At 38.9% G+C, this 16423-nt stretch carries 14 protein-coding genes; 10 read left to right on the top strand and 4 right to left on the bottom strand.

Annotation, left to right across the window (positions count from 1 at the left end):
• Window positions 1-83: 83 nt before the first annotated feature.
• From HNP38_RS14475 to HNP38_RS14500, 6 genes are all read left to right on the top strand, one after another.
• On the top strand, window positions 84-3488 hold the full coding sequence (locus HNP38_RS14475; RefSeq protein ID WP_184190759.1) for a T9SS type B sorting domain-containing protein: 3405 nt from the start codon (window positions 84-86) through the stop codon (window positions 3486-3488).
• A gap of 139 nt (window positions 3489-3627) precedes the next feature.
• Window positions 3628-4416 carry a hypothetical protein gene (locus tag HNP38_RS14480; RefSeq protein WP_184190761.1) on the top strand — a complete coding sequence of 263 codons (789 nt, stop codon included), beginning with the start codon at window positions 3628-3630 and terminating at the stop codon, window positions 4414-4416.
• Window positions 4417-4620: 204 nt separating this feature from the next.
• Entirely contained in the window at window positions 4621-5406 is a 786-nt protein-coding gene (locus HNP38_RS14485; protein WP_184190763.1) for a DUF6759 domain-containing protein, read from the top strand.
• Between the two features lie 83 nt (window positions 5407-5489).
• A complete protein-coding gene (trmB, locus tag HNP38_RS14490) occupies window positions 5490-6167 on the top strand; it encodes a tRNA (guanosine(46)-N7)-methyltransferase TrmB (protein ID WP_184190765.1) in 678 nt (225 codons plus the stop codon).
• An 18-nt stretch (window positions 6168-6185) separates the two neighbouring features.
• A complete protein-coding gene (locus HNP38_RS14495) occupies window positions 6186-6890 on the top strand; it encodes a DUF6759 domain-containing protein (RefSeq protein ID WP_184190767.1) in 705 nt (234 codons plus the stop codon).
• A 14-nt stretch (window positions 6891-6904) separates the two neighbouring features.
• A complete protein-coding gene (locus HNP38_RS14500; RefSeq protein WP_184190769.1) occupies window positions 6905-7354 on the top strand; it encodes a DUF6759 domain-containing protein in 450 nt (149 codons plus the stop codon).
• A 70-nt stretch (window positions 7355-7424) separates the two neighbouring features.
• On the opposite strand, the gene rpsB is transcribed toward HNP38_RS14500, so the two are convergent.
• The 3 genes from rpsB to rplM all read right to left on the bottom strand — a co-directional run bounded on the left by rpsB (window position 7425) and on the right by rplM (window position 9238).
• On the bottom strand, window positions 7425-8186 hold the full coding sequence (rpsB, locus tag HNP38_RS14505; protein ID WP_123263508.1) for a 30S ribosomal protein S2: 762 nt from the start codon (window positions 8184-8186) through the stop codon (window positions 7425-7427).
• A gap of 204 nt (window positions 8187-8390) precedes the next feature.
• Entirely contained in the window at window positions 8391-8777 is a 387-nt protein-coding gene (gene rpsI / locus HNP38_RS14510) for a 30S ribosomal protein S9 (RefSeq protein WP_047373582.1), read from the bottom strand.
• A gap of 5 nt (window positions 8778-8782) precedes the next feature.
• A complete protein-coding gene (gene rplM, locus HNP38_RS14515; RefSeq protein WP_034680983.1) occupies window positions 8783-9238 on the bottom strand; it encodes a 50S ribosomal protein L13 in 456 nt (151 codons plus the stop codon).
• A gap of 363 nt (window positions 9239-9601) precedes the next feature.
• On the opposite strand from rplM, the gene HNP38_RS14520 reads away from it, so the two are divergent.
• The gene (locus HNP38_RS14520; RefSeq protein WP_184190771.1) at window positions 9602-10708 is read left to right on the top strand and encodes a DUF3667 domain-containing protein; all 1107 of its coding nucleotides are present in this window, start codon (window positions 9602-9604) and stop codon (window positions 10706-10708) included.
• On the opposite strand, the gene HNP38_RS14525 is transcribed toward HNP38_RS14520, so the two are convergent.
• Complete coding sequence (locus HNP38_RS14525) at window positions 10705-11037, bottom strand: hypothetical protein (RefSeq protein WP_184190773.1); 333 nt, start codon at window positions 11035-11037, stop codon at window positions 10705-10707. The two genes, HNP38_RS14520 and HNP38_RS14525, sit on opposite strands and share 4 nt — an antisense overlap.
• A gap of 265 nt (window positions 11038-11302) precedes the next feature.
• On the opposite strand from HNP38_RS14525, the gene HNP38_RS14530 reads away from it, so the two are divergent.
• From HNP38_RS14530 to HNP38_RS14540, 3 genes are all read left to right on the top strand, one after another.
• A complete protein-coding gene (locus HNP38_RS14530) occupies window positions 11303-14650 on the top strand; it encodes a methylmalonyl-CoA mutase family protein (protein WP_184190775.1) in 3348 nt (1115 codons plus the stop codon).
• 78 nt (window positions 14651-14728) lie between these two features.
• The gene (locus tag HNP38_RS14535) at window positions 14729-15439 is read left to right on the top strand and encodes a diphthine--ammonia ligase (RefSeq protein WP_184190777.1); all 711 of its coding nucleotides are present in this window, start codon (window positions 14729-14731) and stop codon (window positions 15437-15439) included.
• 39 nt (window positions 15440-15478) lie between these two features.
• Window positions 15479-16360 (top strand): hypothetical protein, encoded by an 882-nt coding sequence (locus HNP38_RS14540; protein WP_184190779.1) that lies wholly within the window; start codon window positions 15479-15481, stop codon window positions 16358-16360.
• Window positions 16361-16423 lie beyond the last annotated feature (63 nt).

Below are 16423 nucleotides of genomic sequence, written 5' to 3' on the forward strand. Positions count from 1 at the left end.
GATTTGAAATCGTGGTTTTTTTATTACTTTTTCAAGGCATTACTACTTTTTATTATTAAATTTGTGATAAAAGTCAGCACTGAATGAAGAAATTTCTATCTTTTCTATTTATATTTTATATTTTCATGTCCACATTTGCCCAGTTGGACAGGGAACATTGGTTTGCACCAATGATAGACAGGACAAGCAATCCCAATCCTTACCAGAAACTTTATTTGTCTACCAACAGGACCACTCCTTTTCCGGTAAATATTTATAACAATAATATTTTGATCGGTACGGTAACGATCAGTAAAAACAATCCCCAGAAATTTGACGTATTGCGGGAATACATTATCACAACACAGCAGACGGATCTGTTTACTCCAACTACAAAGGGATTGTATGTGCAAGCTGAATTTCCGTTTTATGCCAACTTAAGGTTTTCGGTATTCAATCACGCGGAAATCATAACCTCCAAAGGAATTTCTTCCACCGGAAAAAACTTTCATGCTGCTAATGCTCCGCTTACGGTCAACAATTTTATCCTAAATTTCATGACCAGCGTGCTGGCAACTGAAGATAATACCACGGTTACCATATCAGGATACAATCCTGCCGTTCAGTTTTCAAACGGGACTACCGGAACGACCAATCCAACAATGACTTTTACTCTCAATAAAGGTCAGTCTTATATTATGGATGGTCTGGGAAACATCAATGCCAATTTTGATGGTTTTATAGGAGCTAAGATCACTGCCAATAAACCTGTAAATGTTACCAATGGTAATTTTAACGGTCAATACGCCGGAAACCACCCTACAAGTTCCGATATCCTGATGGACCAGGCTGTACCCATAGAAAGATTAGGGAATGAATTTGCCCTTGTAAAAGGGAATGGGAATATTGGTTCCAAAATGGAAGGAGCTTTGGTTATTGCTACAGAAGATGACACCAAGATTTTCGTCAATAATGAAATACCTCCCGTAGCCACCTTAAATACAGGACAGTATTTTGTGATTCCGGACACCAAGTATCTGCTGCAGGGAAGCGGACACTATAACCTGTATGTAAAAACCTCTAAAAATGCTTACGTTTACCAGATGCTGGCCGGAGGCTCTGCTACGGGAAATGAAGTAGCAACAGGGGGATTCAATTTTATTCCGGCCCTCAACTGCTATCTGCCAAAACAAATTAATGAACTGGGCCTTATTGATGAAAATTTCGTCCATTCCAATAACAACCCTTCCGGTATTTTAAATATTCCTACCAAATTAAACCTTATCACTGAAAAAGGAGCCATTGTTACAGTAAACGGAGCTGTTCCGCCTGCCAATACGGGTCCTTTTAATATGACCGGAACCAACAACTGGGTTACGTATGGGATCCCAAATGTAGCAGGAACACTTACCATTGTTTCCAGCAAAGCCATTACCGCCGGGATCAATGCAGGGAGTGATGCTGTAGGATACGGAGGCTTTTTTGCCGGATTTCCTACCCAGCCCGTTATTCTAAAATCAGGAGGAGATTGCGTGCCGGGAATTGTGCTTACCGTAGATCCTGTTATTTATGACTCCTATCAATGGTATAGGAACGGTATACTTATTCCGGGAGCCACGGGAGCCTCTTTTACTCCCATACAGCCTGGTTTTTATACCTGCTCTGTAACGATGGGAAGCTGTGCTCCTCTAATTACCGAACAGTTTAAAGTACTCAACTGTACAAAACAGAGTACTGCAACCTATAACATATGTACCAGCCAGACCATTACACCTGCTTTCAGCAATTCCTCACAGACCCCGGTTATCTCAACCATTGCCGTGACTACGGGTCCGACCTTAGGAACTGCTACCGTAGATGCTGCTACCGGTGTAATCACCTATACTGTTACTAACCCCGGAACATCTGGAATTGATACTTTCGTATACTCGTTCTGCGGAGATGACCCTGTTTTTCCGGACTGTGAGACTGTAACCGTAACCATCAATATACAGTCTATCACTGTTACCAATGTTACCCTCAATGCCTGTAACATCAACGGACAAGGGACTTTTGATCTGACTACAGCTAATGTTACCAACAATTCTCCTGTAACCATTACCTACTATCCCACCCTGGCCGATGCACAAACCGAAAATGTGGCAGCTCTTATAACTACTTCTACGGCTTATACAGCTCCTAACGGAACCATCGTATATGCTGTGGTAAAAAATACTCTTGGGTGTAAAAGCATTGCCCAGATCACTCTTAGTTTATATAATCTGGCCATCGTACTGGATAATTACAATGGGGTCTTCTGTGACGATAATTTAGACGGGATCGTCAATATTACCCTTTCAAACATTACCCCTATTGTCCTTAATAACCCGGCATACTTTACTAATGTAAGATATTATGCCAATCTTGGCGATGCTAATGCAGGAAATGCGAATACGCTTCCTAATAACTGGAGCTATACTGCAACGACCACTATTTATATAAGAGTTGATTCTCCGGATGGCTGTGCCACTGTCATCAAACCTTTAACCTTTAGTATAGGAGGTAAAATACCCTTGATCGTCGCTTCGGTTACTCAAAATATTTGCGATGATGATCTGGATGGAATTAAGCTTGTGGATCTCCTGTTGTTCATGAATCAGTTTACAATAGATCCTAACGTTACTACAAGTTTCCATGCCAGCCTGGCTGATGCCCAGAATGATGTAAGTCCGCTTACCAACCCTGTCAGCATCAACAATTCCCAAACCATATATATCCGTTTTGAAAAGCCGGGCATCTGTCCTGAAGTGGGATCAATACGCATTAATATTAAAACCCCGAAAAAATCTGATCTGCTAAAAGACCTGATCATATGTTCCAATGCAGTTACCACTCTGGATGCGGGCCCGGGATTTGAGAGCTATCTGTGGAGTACGGGAGCTACTACGTCCTCCATCACCGGTGTTCCCATAGGAAACTATTGGGTAGACCTTACTTTTAACGGATGTGTTTACAGGCAAAACGTGAATGTTACCCAATCTCCTCTGCCGGCTATCACTTCAATTGAAATTAACGGATCTACTGTCACCATAGGGGCAAGTGGAGGTACTCCTCCTTATGAGTATTCTTTAGACGGAGTTATCTGGCAGAGTTCCAATGTTTTCTATAACGTTCCGAGAGGAAATCATACAGCATATGTAAGAGATTCCAAAAACTGCGATACCATTACAAAAGCCTTTGTGATCATCAATTTGATCAATACCATTACTCCCAACTCAGACGGACACAATGATGATATAGATTATTCGGCTTTGATGACCAATGACAATCTTGAGTTCAGGATCTTTGACCGGTACGGAGCGGAAGTTTTCAGAGGAACCCCTACCAACCGATATATCTGGGACGGAAAAGTTGGAGGAAGGCATGTATACACAGCCACCTACTGGTATATCATAAGCTGGACAGAGTTTGGAACCAATATTTCGATAAAATACACAAGCTGGCTGCTGGTAAAAAACAGAAAAGATTAAAAATGAATTTCCTCACCGGAAATCAGCCTTTTATAACATTCATTAACAATTAAGGAGGAAGTTTAATATAACTTTAACCACTTTCCATGATCTAATCCGGGCATACATTGATGGATTCTGTGTAATTTTGCTCTATTCTATGAAGAAAATTATTACTCTTTTGCTATTGGTTTTTCTGGCAAAAATCAATGCGCAATTGTACTCCGGGGAAGTATTTCTAAGGGACAATTCCGTTTTATATCTTAATCAGGTATATGTTACCAATCTTAATACCCAAAAAACCGTTCTTACTAACTATAACGGAGCTTTTAATATCCAGGCGGAAGCGGGGGACGTCATCAGGTTTACTTCCATTGTCACCGAACGAAAAGATATCAGGCTTTCTCCGCAAATGTTCAGGGTTAAAAACCTTATTGAGTTAAAAATTGCCTATCATGACATCCAGGAAGTTGTTATCAGCAGATTCAAGCCAACAGGCAATTTAAGATATGATGTAAATGCGCTGAAAAGAGAAGACAAAGCTCTTGCCATAAAAAAGGCAATCGGCCTTCCTGAGCCTAAAGGCGACGGAACGCCGCCGGAACTTCCGGTTGCCGGTTTAAGGGATGGCGGCCTTACCTTCAGCCTGGAAAGCATTTATGATATCCTCTCCGGTGAAAGAAAGAAAAAACAGCGTTATATGGCCTATGAAAGGATGAATAATTCGATTAGCCAGATCAAAAGCTATCTGGGACAGGATTATTTTGTAAGATTTAAGATTCCTGAGAATCTGATCGATAATTTCCTGCAGTTTGTATATACTTCGGAGAATATACAGCCCTATGTCTCTGCCGGAAATTTTGAGGCGGTAAAAATCCCGATCGAGAAATATTTACCCATCTACCAAAAAAGGCTGAGGAATTCTCATCTTCAGGAAGTTATAAAATGAAAATTGTAATATTCTGCTGAAAAAATGTGCGTATGAGAAACCATACTTTGCATTTTTCAAAAAAAGTGAGTAATATGGTTTATTTTTATCTTACATTTAGTGTTCAAAATAAAAACAAAAGAATCTCGTTTAGAAGTAAACACTAATAGCCAAAACGCAAGTTAGAGAAAGAAAATGATTTGTTTTTTATCTTAATATTAGTGAATGAAAAAATTAATTTTACTCTTTAGTTCAGTATTGTTTTTTAATCTCTCTGCCCAGAAAAAGGACAAAGATTACAGTAGTATTTTGAAAAGTAAAAATATTTATGAAATAAATGCTTTTCTGAGAGATGCTCACCCCGATGATCCCCGCAGGTCCGTACTGAAGCCCAGGGTGATGGATATGATGAGAGAATATATTAAGAATGCCCACCCGGCTGACCAAAAAGTTAAGGGAATGCAGGAAATGCTTGCCCTCCTTAAGAGAAGACCCTCTACAAAGATCACTTTTGATGAGATGAATGCCATCATCAAACAAAAACAGATCGCAAAATATAATGCGGAACTGGCCGCGAAAAAATCCCTGGTCACCTATACTCCGAGCAATACACAGAATGTCTTTGTGGCCAGTACAACTACTGCAGCTGCAGCAGCTCCTGCTGCCATTCCGGATGCAGAGGCCGAAGAATTCAATATGCTGATGGCTGTTTCTCCCGTAGAGCATAAAAACAAAACCGTAAAGATCCTTAACTCTCTTTTCGATAACGACCCTTACAGCAAAGAGTGTATCGTCCTTATTGAAAACAAATCCGACTGTAACATCATTGTAAGGATGGAAGGTGTGGGAAATACAAAATACAGGCTTGCCGTTCCTGCTCACGGGGATAACTCTATTGTTGTGAGTAAAGGGGATTACCTTTTCACAAGTCTCGTTTGCGGAGCACAGTATGCCTCACAAAAAACGATCCAGAAACCTCTTATGGTTGCCTTAGGTTCATCTTCCAAATAAAGAATTTTATTACCCTGATTTCTAAAATGCGGGGCATTATAGGTAATTTTTTCCTATTTTTGCAGCATTTTATATACTTATTCATGGGTAAAAATAAATTAGCAAGATTTGCAGAAAACAAAACTCTTCCCAATGTAATCCAGCCGACAAGAGAAGAAGCCCTTAACGGGTTTTCTCTTAAAGGTAAATGGAGAACAGATTTTTTTAAGAACAATAATCCCATTGTTCTTGAACTGGGCTGTGGAAAAGGAGAATATTCTGTAGGCCTTGCCAAAACTTTTCCTGAAAAAAACTTTATCGGAATAGACATCAAAGGTGCAAGATTCTGGTTTGGGGCTAAAGAGGCCGTGGAAAACAATATGAACAACGTCGCTTTTCTCAGGTCTCAGATAGAGCTGGTAGATCATTTCTTTGAGGAAAATGAAGTGGATGAAATATGGATCACATTCCCGGATCCGCAGATCAAATACAGACGTACCAAGCACAGGCTGACTCACCCCGATTTCTTAAACCGATATAAAAAATTCCTGAAACCTTCAGGAATTATTCACCTGAAAACGGATTCCGAATTTCTTCATGGTTATACTTTAGGACTGCTGCAGGGATCAGGCTATGAGATCCTTACCGCACATCACGATATCTACGGAGCACCCGAGTATGAACCGAATACCGAACATTTAAGGGATATAAAAACATATTACGAAGAGCTATTTTCAGCAAAAGGAAAAACCATAACCTATATAAAATTTCGAATAACCTGATGAAATAAATAATATTTGATGAAAAAAAAAATTTTACCGATCCTATTCTTCATTTTTCTGGCTTCCTGTTCTGCCAACAACATCCGAAAGGACAACGAAGACATCCTGAAAAGCACAAATATCAAAGAAATTGAAGACTATCTGAAAAACACCTTCCAGGATGATCCAAAAAAAAGTGTTTTAAAGCCTAAACTTATTGCTTTAAAGAACTCTGCATGGACTAAAGGAGTAAAAGATTCCAAACCTATGGAAGCAAGGCCCATTATTGCTGAAATTCCACAAGCAGCTATGGGAAACGCCAATTCCAGCGAGGCAGAAGAATTTAAACGCCTGGTCGCAGAAAATTCTACTGAGCACAAAGAGAAAACAGTGAAGCTTCTGAATGCCATGTTCGACCAGGATATTAACAGCAAGGAAGCTGTCCTTCTATTTAAGAACAACTCAGACTGTAATATTGTCTTACGGATCCAGGGAAAAGACTTCTACAATATGGCAGTGCCTGCACATGGGGAAAACTTTATGGTCGTTAAAAAAGGACAATACGCTATGAGCAGTAATGTCTGCGATGTAAAATATGCTTCGCAAAAAGACATAAAAAAAAGTATATTTGTAATATTAGGCAACCCGGAACAGACCAATCAGATAAGTGCGGATAAAAAACCTGCTGATTCCCCACCTCCGGTTAAAAGTAAGAGTACAAAGCCTGCTAAAAGAAGAACATAAGCAAAGCAATTGATATGAAAAGACTGTTGGTTTTCTTAGGATGTATGACACTTCTCCATAGCTGTAATGTCAATTACAACTCAAATTATCCTGTCAGCCGTCCATATCCTGCCGGAAACAGCTCAGGATCGGCTTATCCTTCAACGGCCGAGGTGGAAAGAGAATACAATGAACTTCGAAAGACCTATAAATCCGAAACAGCAGATGTACTGACGGACCTTCTGAATGATTCTTCCAACAATCCCAAAACATCCGTTATTGTAGAGAATGCTTCTCCCTGCAATATGGTGCTTACAATAAGCGGAAATAATTATTTCAAAAAAGTTCCTATAGGTGCAGGAAAAATAGGCTCCGTAATGGTGCTTAAAAATCAGAATTATAAGTTATCCGGAATGGTCTGCAGGTCTGTATATCAGTCCACAAAATTTATATCCGGGTCTTATTCAGTTAAGCTTTCCAATTAAAAAAGATATAAAAAACAAAAAACCGCTAAATTGTATTTAGCGGTTTTTTTATCATTAAGAATAAATCTGATTATTCTGCATCGAAATCAGCATCTGTATCAGCAGATACTTTTTCTCCTTCTTCTTTAGATTTTTCTTTATCAGCTTTTCTCTGAGACTGACCTTCTTTGATAGATTCAGCAACTACGCTTAAAATCATATCGATAGACTTGGAAGCATCATCGTTTCCTGGGATAACGAAATCTACTTTTCTAGGGTCAGAGTTTGTATCAACAATACCAAAAACCGGAATACCTAATTTCTTAGCTTCAGTAACGGCAATGTGTTCTCTAAGGATATCTACTACAAATACTGCAGAAGGAAGACGAACCATGTCTGCGATAGAACCTAAGTTCTTCTCAAGGTTAGCTCTTTGTCTGTCTACCTGAAGTCTTTCTTTTTTAGATAAAGTTTCGAACGTACCGTCTTTTTTCATTTTGTCGATAGAGTTCATTTTTTTAACAGCCTTTCTGATCGTAACAAAGTTTGTTAGCATACCTCCAGGCCATCTTTCTGTAATATAAGGCATATTAAGTTCCGAAGCGTGTTTTGCCACCACTTCTTTCGCCTGCTTCTTAGTAGCTACGAAAAGAACTTTTTTGCCTGCAGAAGTTAATTTTTCCAAAGCGTTACAAGCCTCGTCCAATTTAACTGCTGTTTTATGTAAGTCTACAATGTGAATACCATTTTTCTCCATAAAAATGTATGGAGCCATATTTGGGTTCCACTTTCTTGTCATGTGACCGAAGTGTACACCAGCCTCTAAAAGGTCTTTTACATTTGCTTTTGCCATGTTGTTTGTTTTTGTTAGTTTACTTTCCGCTTTTTAGGCAATCAACAACTTCTTTAGATGGGAGAAGCGTTTGGATGCTAAACGTAACGGGCAATTTTTTGCTTTAGGCTTTAGGCATTAAGCTGCAAGCTGTAAAGCGGATTAAAAATTCTAATAAGTTTTTCAAAAAGCCTATTGCATATTGCTTTAAGCTTACCGCCATTCTTAACGTTTTGAGAATTGGAATCTCTTTCTTGCTTTTTTCTGACCCGGCTTCTTTCTTTCCACCATTCTCGCATCTCTTGTAAGTAAACCGGCAGGCTTCAATGCTAATCTGAACTCAGCGTTGATTTCGCACAAAGCTCTTGAAATACCTAATCTGATCGCTTCTGCCTGCCCTGTATTTCCACCACCGAAAACATTTACGGTAACATCATACTGACCAACAGTTTCAGAAAGAATAAACGGCTGGTTCAATTTGTAAACCATTACGTCTGTAGAGAAATACTCTTTAGCATCTTTACCGTTTACTGTAATATTTCCAGAACCTGGTCTTACATAAACTCTTGCTACAGAAGTCTTTCTTCTTCCGATTTTGTGAACTATAGACATATTAATTATTTAAATTCGTTAATATTAATTGTTTTAGGCTGTTGAGCTTCATGTTTGTGCTCAGTTCCTTCATATAAATAAAGGTTCTTCAATAAAGCAGATCCTAATCTGTTTTTAGGCAACATACCTTTTACAGATTTTTCCAATACTTTCAAAGAATCTTTCTTTTGAAGTTCAGCCGCAGTCATAGACTTTTGACCTCCAGGGTATCCTGTATGCCAGATATAAGTCTTGTCAGCCCACTTGTTTCCGGAAAGTGTAATTTTCCCAGCATTCAAAACAATTACATTATCACCACAATCTACGTGAGGTGTAAAGTTTGTTTTGTGCTTACCTCTCAAAATCTTGGCAACCTGAGAAGCTAATCTTCCCAATGGCTGGCCTTCAGCGTCTACCACAACCCATTCTTTATTTGCAGTAGCTTTGTTCGCTGAAACAGTTTTGTAACTTAATGTATTCACACGTTTTAGTTAAAGATTAAACATAATTTTCCCTTTAAGGGTGTGCAAAGGTACAATAATTTTCGTAATACGGCAATATATTTTATATAAAGTGTTGCCCCAAATACCCGGATAGATTTTTATCTATATGATTATGACTGGCATAAATCTTGTGAAATAATTTTCCGATGAGAAAAAGTGATTTTTTCGAAAGATTCTGAAAACACAAGTGATAAAGTAAAGAGTTGAACCTCCAACTCTTTTACTTTATTAACTTTCAGCCCAACATTCCCACAATTTTTTTCAGGTTTCACAATAAATTCATCTCAGGAATTATTTTTCTTTCGCGAAATATTTATATTTGCTTCAAATCCTTATAAAACTATGAGCCACGGAAAAATAAGAGAAGACAAAAATTGTCTTAACTGCGGATATCACGTAGAAGAAAGGTTTTGTCCGAATTGCGGACAGGAAAACGTTGAAAGGCGACAACCCTTCCATTACCTTTTTACCCATTTTATTGAGGATTTCACGCACTACGACGGGCAATTCTGGAAAACCATAAAATACCTTCTCCTCTATCCCGGAAAACTTACCCGGCAATATCTTGTAGGTAAAAGGCAGTTATATGTGGCTCCTGTTAAATTATATATTTTCATCAGTTTCATTACTTTTCTGCTTCCCGGATTTTTACCAAAATCCAAAAATCCGGACCCAGAAGATAAAAAAACAAGGGTAGAGAAGGCACGGGATGGACAAGAAACCACAAAAAAGGTTCTGGATGATTTACAAAAAGAAGGCATTCTATCTATTGAAACCACAAAAAATGTAAAAAATAACCTTGACACCATACAGGCACGGGATTCTATTGAATATGCCATACGGGATAATGGGGATATCCTTGACAGGACATTTGATCAGAATGAAACCACAATCATGGATGCCCATAATATGAAACAGTATGACTCCCTTCTTGCCAAAAACGACAACGGATTATATGAAGTCATGAGGCCCATTGCAAAAAAAATGTTCGAATTAAAGGAAGAAGGCCTGAGCAAAAAGCAAATACGTAAAAAGTATGCCGAAAATTTCGTCCATACCATTCCGAAGGCTCTTTTTATCTACCTCCCCATTTTCGCGTTCTTCCTATGGGTATTCCATAATAAAAAGAAATGGTGGTATTTCGATCATAGTATATTCACATTACACTATTTCTCTTTCCTTCTGTTATCAACCCTGATCTTCATTATTGTAAACAGGATATCGGACTTTCTTCCCGATTACTCTGTTTTCACTTTGCTGCAGATGCTGTTTTCTACGGTGTTATTTATTTACACCTGTGTATACTTCTTTATTGCCCATCACAGAGTATATGAAAGCAGTAAAAGGGTAAGTATATTAAAAGGATCTTTGCTATTTATCATTAATTTTATAGGGCTTACCATTATGTTACTGGTACTAATGTACCTCAGCTTTGTTATGCTTCACTAATTACGTAAAGACTTGCTTGCCCTGAAGCTGGCGATTAAATAATAAGCGACGAAAACTGTTGAAAATTTAAGAACGGAAGGAATGGCCTGCTCTAAATTAAACAATAAAGTCCCTATAAGAACCAATACACCCATCGCCAGGAAAGACAGTCCAAGTTTCTGAGGTAATGTAAAACCCGGAGTATCCACATAATAGGCAACTCCCCATGCAAAGCCGAAAGCCACTGCATAAAATAAGTCCAGCCCAAGATTTTGACTGCTCAGAAAAAAGTGATTAATAAGGAAACTGATAACGGTTCCTAAAGCGAAATACAATAAGGCTCTCTGCATATCATAAAATATGGTACAAAAGTAGAGATTTTAATTTGAGAATTTGAAAATGAGAAAATTTGAGAATGAAATATCAGAGATCTAAATTTCGGATCAATCTTACGGGTCCATATACTTTTAAAATACTAGGACCTTAAACAGGAAATAGGGAAACACTTAATCTCTACAAACCAATCAACACAATGAAAATCAACTTATTAAAAACAAAAATAAGGTTCTTATTTTATTATTATATTTGGGAATTCAGAAATTTTCTAGATTTTTTATGGAAACCCAAAAATATACTCCTAAAAACAAAGTAAGAATTGTAACAGCAGCGTCATTATTTGACGGACATGATGCAGCCATTAATATTATGCGCCGTGTTATCCAGGGAACAGGATGCGAGGTCATTCACCTTGGACACGATAAATCCGCAGAAGAAGTCGTTAATACGGCTATTCAGGAAGATGCTAATGCCATTGCTCTAACCTCATATCAGGGGGGGCATAATGAATATTTTAAATATATCTATGACCTTCTAAGAGAAAAAAACTCCCCACAAATCAAAATTTTTGGCGGCGGCGGCGGAGTTATCCTTCCTGAAGAGATCAAAGACCTGATGTCTTACGGTATCGACAGGATTTATTCCCCGGATGACGGAAGGGAGCTTGGCCTTCAGGGTATGATCGATGATCTGGTTCAGAGATCAGATTTTGCCACAGGAAAAGATGTAACGGCAAAAGATTTAGAATCAATCGATTTTGAAAACCCGACCAGTATTGCCCAGATCATTTCCGCAGTAGAAAACTTTTCAGACGAAAAACCGGAACTGGTAAAAGCAATCGATGAAAAATCAAAAGACCTTAACATCCCTGTCATTGGTATTACCGGAACAGGAGGTGCCGGTAAATCTTCATTAACGGATGAATTGGTAAGAAGATTTCTACGTTCCAATCCCGATAAAAAAATGGCGATCATTTCTGTAGATCCATCCAAAAAGAAAACAGGAGGCGCATTATTAGGAGACAGGATCCGTATGAATGCCATTAATGATTCCAGAGTATATATGCGTTCAATGGCAACAAGGGAAAACAATGTTTCCGTCTCACCGTTCATCCACTCTGCACTGAATATACTGAAACTAGCCCATCCGGATGTAATTGTACTGGAAACTTCGGGGATCGGGCAATCCGGGTCGGAGGTTTCAGATTTTGCAGACGTTTCCATGTACGTGATGACCCCTGAATATGGGGCTTCTACCCAATTGGAAAAGATCGACATGCTGGATTATGCAGATCTTGTGGCTTTAAACAAATCTGATAAGCGCGGAGCTTTGGATGCTTTGCAGGCAGTGAGAAAACAATTCCAGAGAAACCATCATTTATGGGAAAGCCAGCTGGAAGATATGCCGGTGTATGCAACAAAGGCATCCCAGTTCAATGATCACGGAACTACTGAACTTTATAACAGATTAATATCAAAAGTTAACGATAAATTTTCCGGATTAGGCTTAAATACTTTTGTAGAGCAGGAAATTACAGATGAAGTCACCATTATCCCGCCAAAAAGAGTACGCTACCTGTCCGAAATTGTTGAAAACAATAAACAATACGATGCAGCTGTTGAAAAACAGGCTGAGTTCGCAAGAACCATGTATCATATTGAAGGGGTAAAAAATATGATTTCCAATGAAGCCCTTGAAACGGAATATCAGAAAGCAGAAAAACACCTTCAACAGGAAAATATTGATTTCTTAAAAACATGGGACAACACTAAAAAGGCTTTCCATGAGGAATTCTATTCTTACTTTGTTCGCGGAAAAGAGATCAAAGTAGAAACCTCAACGGAATCTTTATCTCACTTAAGAATTCCAAAAATTGCATTGCCAAAATATAATGACTGGGGTGACCTGATCCAATGGAAAGGACAGGAAAACCTTCCGGGAAGCTTCCCGTATACTGCCGGGATTTATCCGTTCAAGAGAACCGGAGAAGATCCGACAAGGATGTTTGCCGGGGAAGGAGGCCCTGAAAGAACCAACAGAAGATTCCATTACGTTTCTGCAGAAATGCCTGCAAAGCGTTTATCTACAGCCTTCGACTCTGTAACATTGTATGGGCAGGATCCTGCTTTACCACCGGATATTTATGGTAAAATCGGAAATGCAGGAGTTTCTATCGCTACGTTGGATGATGCCAAAAAATTATATTCAGGTTTTGATTTAATTAATGCATTGACTTCGGTTTCAATGACGATCAATGGGCCGGCTCCGATGTTATTGGCATTTTTCATGAATGCTGCCATTGATCAGAATGTTGAAAAGTATATTGCTGAAAATAAACTGGAAGATAAAGTTGAAGCTGTTTTAAAGGCTAAATTTGACGACAAAGGATTAAGCAGGCCTCAGTACAATGGAGAGTTGCCTCCGTCCAATAACGGTTTAGGATTAAAACTATTAGGCGTTACCGGAGACGAGATCATTCCTAAAGATGTTTATGAGCAGATCAAGGCAAAAACCATAGCTACCGTTCGGGGTACGGTACAGGCAGATATTTTAAAAGAAGACCAGGCTCAGAATACCTGTATCTTCTCTACTGAATTTGCGCTTCGATTAATGGGTGACGTTCAGGAATATTTCATCAGGGAAAAAGTAAGGAACTTCTATTCGGTTTCCATCTCAGGTTACCATATTGCGGAAGCAGGAGCTAACCCGGTTTCCCAACTGGCATTTACACTGGCAAACGGTTTCACCTATGTAGAATACTATTTAAGCCGTGGAATGGACATCAACGACTTTGCTCCAAACTTATCATTCTTCTTCTCTAACGGTATCGACCCTGAATACTCAGTGATTGGACGTGTAGCCAGAAGGATCTGGGCAAAAGCCATGAAATTCAAATATGGGGCTGACGAAAGAAGCCAGATGCTGAAATACCATATTCAGACCTCAGGCCGTTCCCTTCATGCACAGGAAATTGATTTCAACGACATCAGAACAACCCTTCAGGCTTTGTATGCCATCTATGATAACTGTAATTCACTTCATACCAATGCCTATGATGAAGCCATCACAACACCTACGGAAGAATCCGTAAGAAGGGCAATGGCCATTCAGTTGATCATTAACAAAGAGCTGGGTCTTGCTAAAAATGAAAATCCGCTTCAAGGCTCATTCATTATTGAAGAACTGACAGATTTGGTGGAAGAAGCAGTATATGCGGAATTCGACAGGATTACAGAAAGAGGTGGTGTACTTGGTGCTATGGAAACCATGTACCAGCGTTCCAAGATCCAGGAAGAATCCATGCATTACGAATGGCTGAAGCATACCGGAGAATATCCTATTATTGGTGTAAACACTTTCTTAGGGAAAGATGGGTCACCTACTGTTTTACCCGGTGAGGTTATCCGTTCTACCGAAGAGGAAAAACAGGATCAGATCGACAACCTTCACAATTTCCAGAAAGCCAATGAAGGGAAAGCTGGACAAGCACTTAAAGAACTTCAGCATGCAGCCATCAACCAGCAGAACCTGTTTGAGGTCATGATGAATGCCGTGAAGTACTGTTCTTTAGGACAAATTACCAATGCTTTGTTTGAAGTGGGTGGTAAGTACAGAAGAAATATGTAGCCTGTATCGATAGGCCAATTCATAAAAAATCTCTCAAAAATTTGAGAGATTTTTTATTTTCGCGATATAATTATCTCGATGAAACCAAAAGCCATATTCAACTGGAGCAGCGGAAAAGATTCTGCCTTTGCACTATATAAAACTTTAAAGGAAAACCGTTTTGAGGTCGATTTCCTTCTCACCAGCATCAATAAAGAATATCAGCGCATCTCCATGCATGGAGTCCATGTATCCCTTTTGGAAAAGCAGGCTGCAAGCATTGGAATCCCTTTGATCAAAATGGAACTCCCAAAGGAACCGTCTATGCAGGAATACCGTGAGATCATGAGTAAAACTATGGCTGAAATACAATCTCAGGGAATCACACATTCCATTTTCGGGGATATTTTCCTCGAAGATCTGCGTACATATCGTGAAGAACAGCTGAAAAGCATCAGTATGGAAGCTGTATTCCCTTTATGGAAGCAAAATACTTCAGATCTTATCCGTGAATTCCTTGACTTAGGCTTTAAGACCATTGTAACCTGCGTTAACGAAACCTATCTTGATAAAAGTTTTGCCGGGAGAATTATTGACGCAGATTTCATTGCAGACCTGCCGGAAAATGTGGATCCCTGTGGTGAGAATGGCGAATTCCATACGTTTACTTTTGACGGACCCGTTTTTAAAAATCCCGTGCTGTTTGACATCGGGGAAACAGTAAAGAAAACACACACCAAACCCAAATCGGATCCTGATGACAGGAATGAAGATTACGTTTTCTGGTTTTGTGATCTGATCTCAAAATAATAACTAAAAAGCAGCGTTCTGATAAAAACTCAAATTGCTATGATCCCTTTATTAAGAATTGAAAAACCCTGCGAAGAACCTTTAGAACAGATGCATAATATTTCCGGAGGAAAATTCTGCGGACTGTGCTCAAAAAAAGTTATCGATCTATCCGGACTTTCAGATATGGAAATCATGGAGATTCTTCACCAAAACAAAGGGGTAAAATTCTGCGGAATGGTTTTCAGGCATCAGCTGAATCGTCCTCTCGAAGTTAAAACCCCTATTGAAAAAAACGTTCATTCCCGGAAGATAACTTTTACAAAAATTGCAGCCGGAGTTGTCTTAACAGCGAGTATCATTAACTCTTATCCTGCACAGACAAACAACTTTACTCAAACCGAGATCAATATCAGTCCTGTTTCAAAGCAAAAGAATGAAAAAGAAAACACAGGAGACGGAAAATATGTCATTTCGGGAAAAGTACTGGCCAAAGAAACAGGAAAACCTATAGTCACTGTAATAAGTCTGATCACACTGACAAAAGCATATTCTGCCAAGACGGATGCCAATGGCGAATATATACTAGAAGTTCCGGCTGAGATCATTCAGAAGGAAAATTTACTGGAATTTCAGCCCGAAAGTATATATTATAACAGGATCCTGACAGTTTTTACAAAAGAAAAACCTTTAAAAAACCACACAACAATACTCGCTGAAAATGGTTTTGCCAGGGAATATGGAGAGATCTCCCCCATAATTCCTACCGAAAGATCTTTAATTTTGCTGAATGGTAAAAAACTCTCTCATAAACTTTTCAATAAAAGCTTTTCCATATATTATGATCAATATGATGTCCATTATATCCCTAAATCTTATATCAGGATATTTATACAGGATGAGAACGTAGAAGACCTGTTTATAACTTTTGTAAAACAATAAGATATATCTGTGTTGTACATTTTGAAAAGCAATACTCTAAAATCCTCAATGGATTAATAGCTT

The sequence above is a fragment of the Chryseobacterium defluvii genome, from assembly GCF_014204415.1.
Classification (GTDB): domain Bacteria; phylum Bacteroidota; class Bacteroidia; order Flavobacteriales; family Weeksellaceae; genus Chryseobacterium; species Chryseobacterium defluvii_A.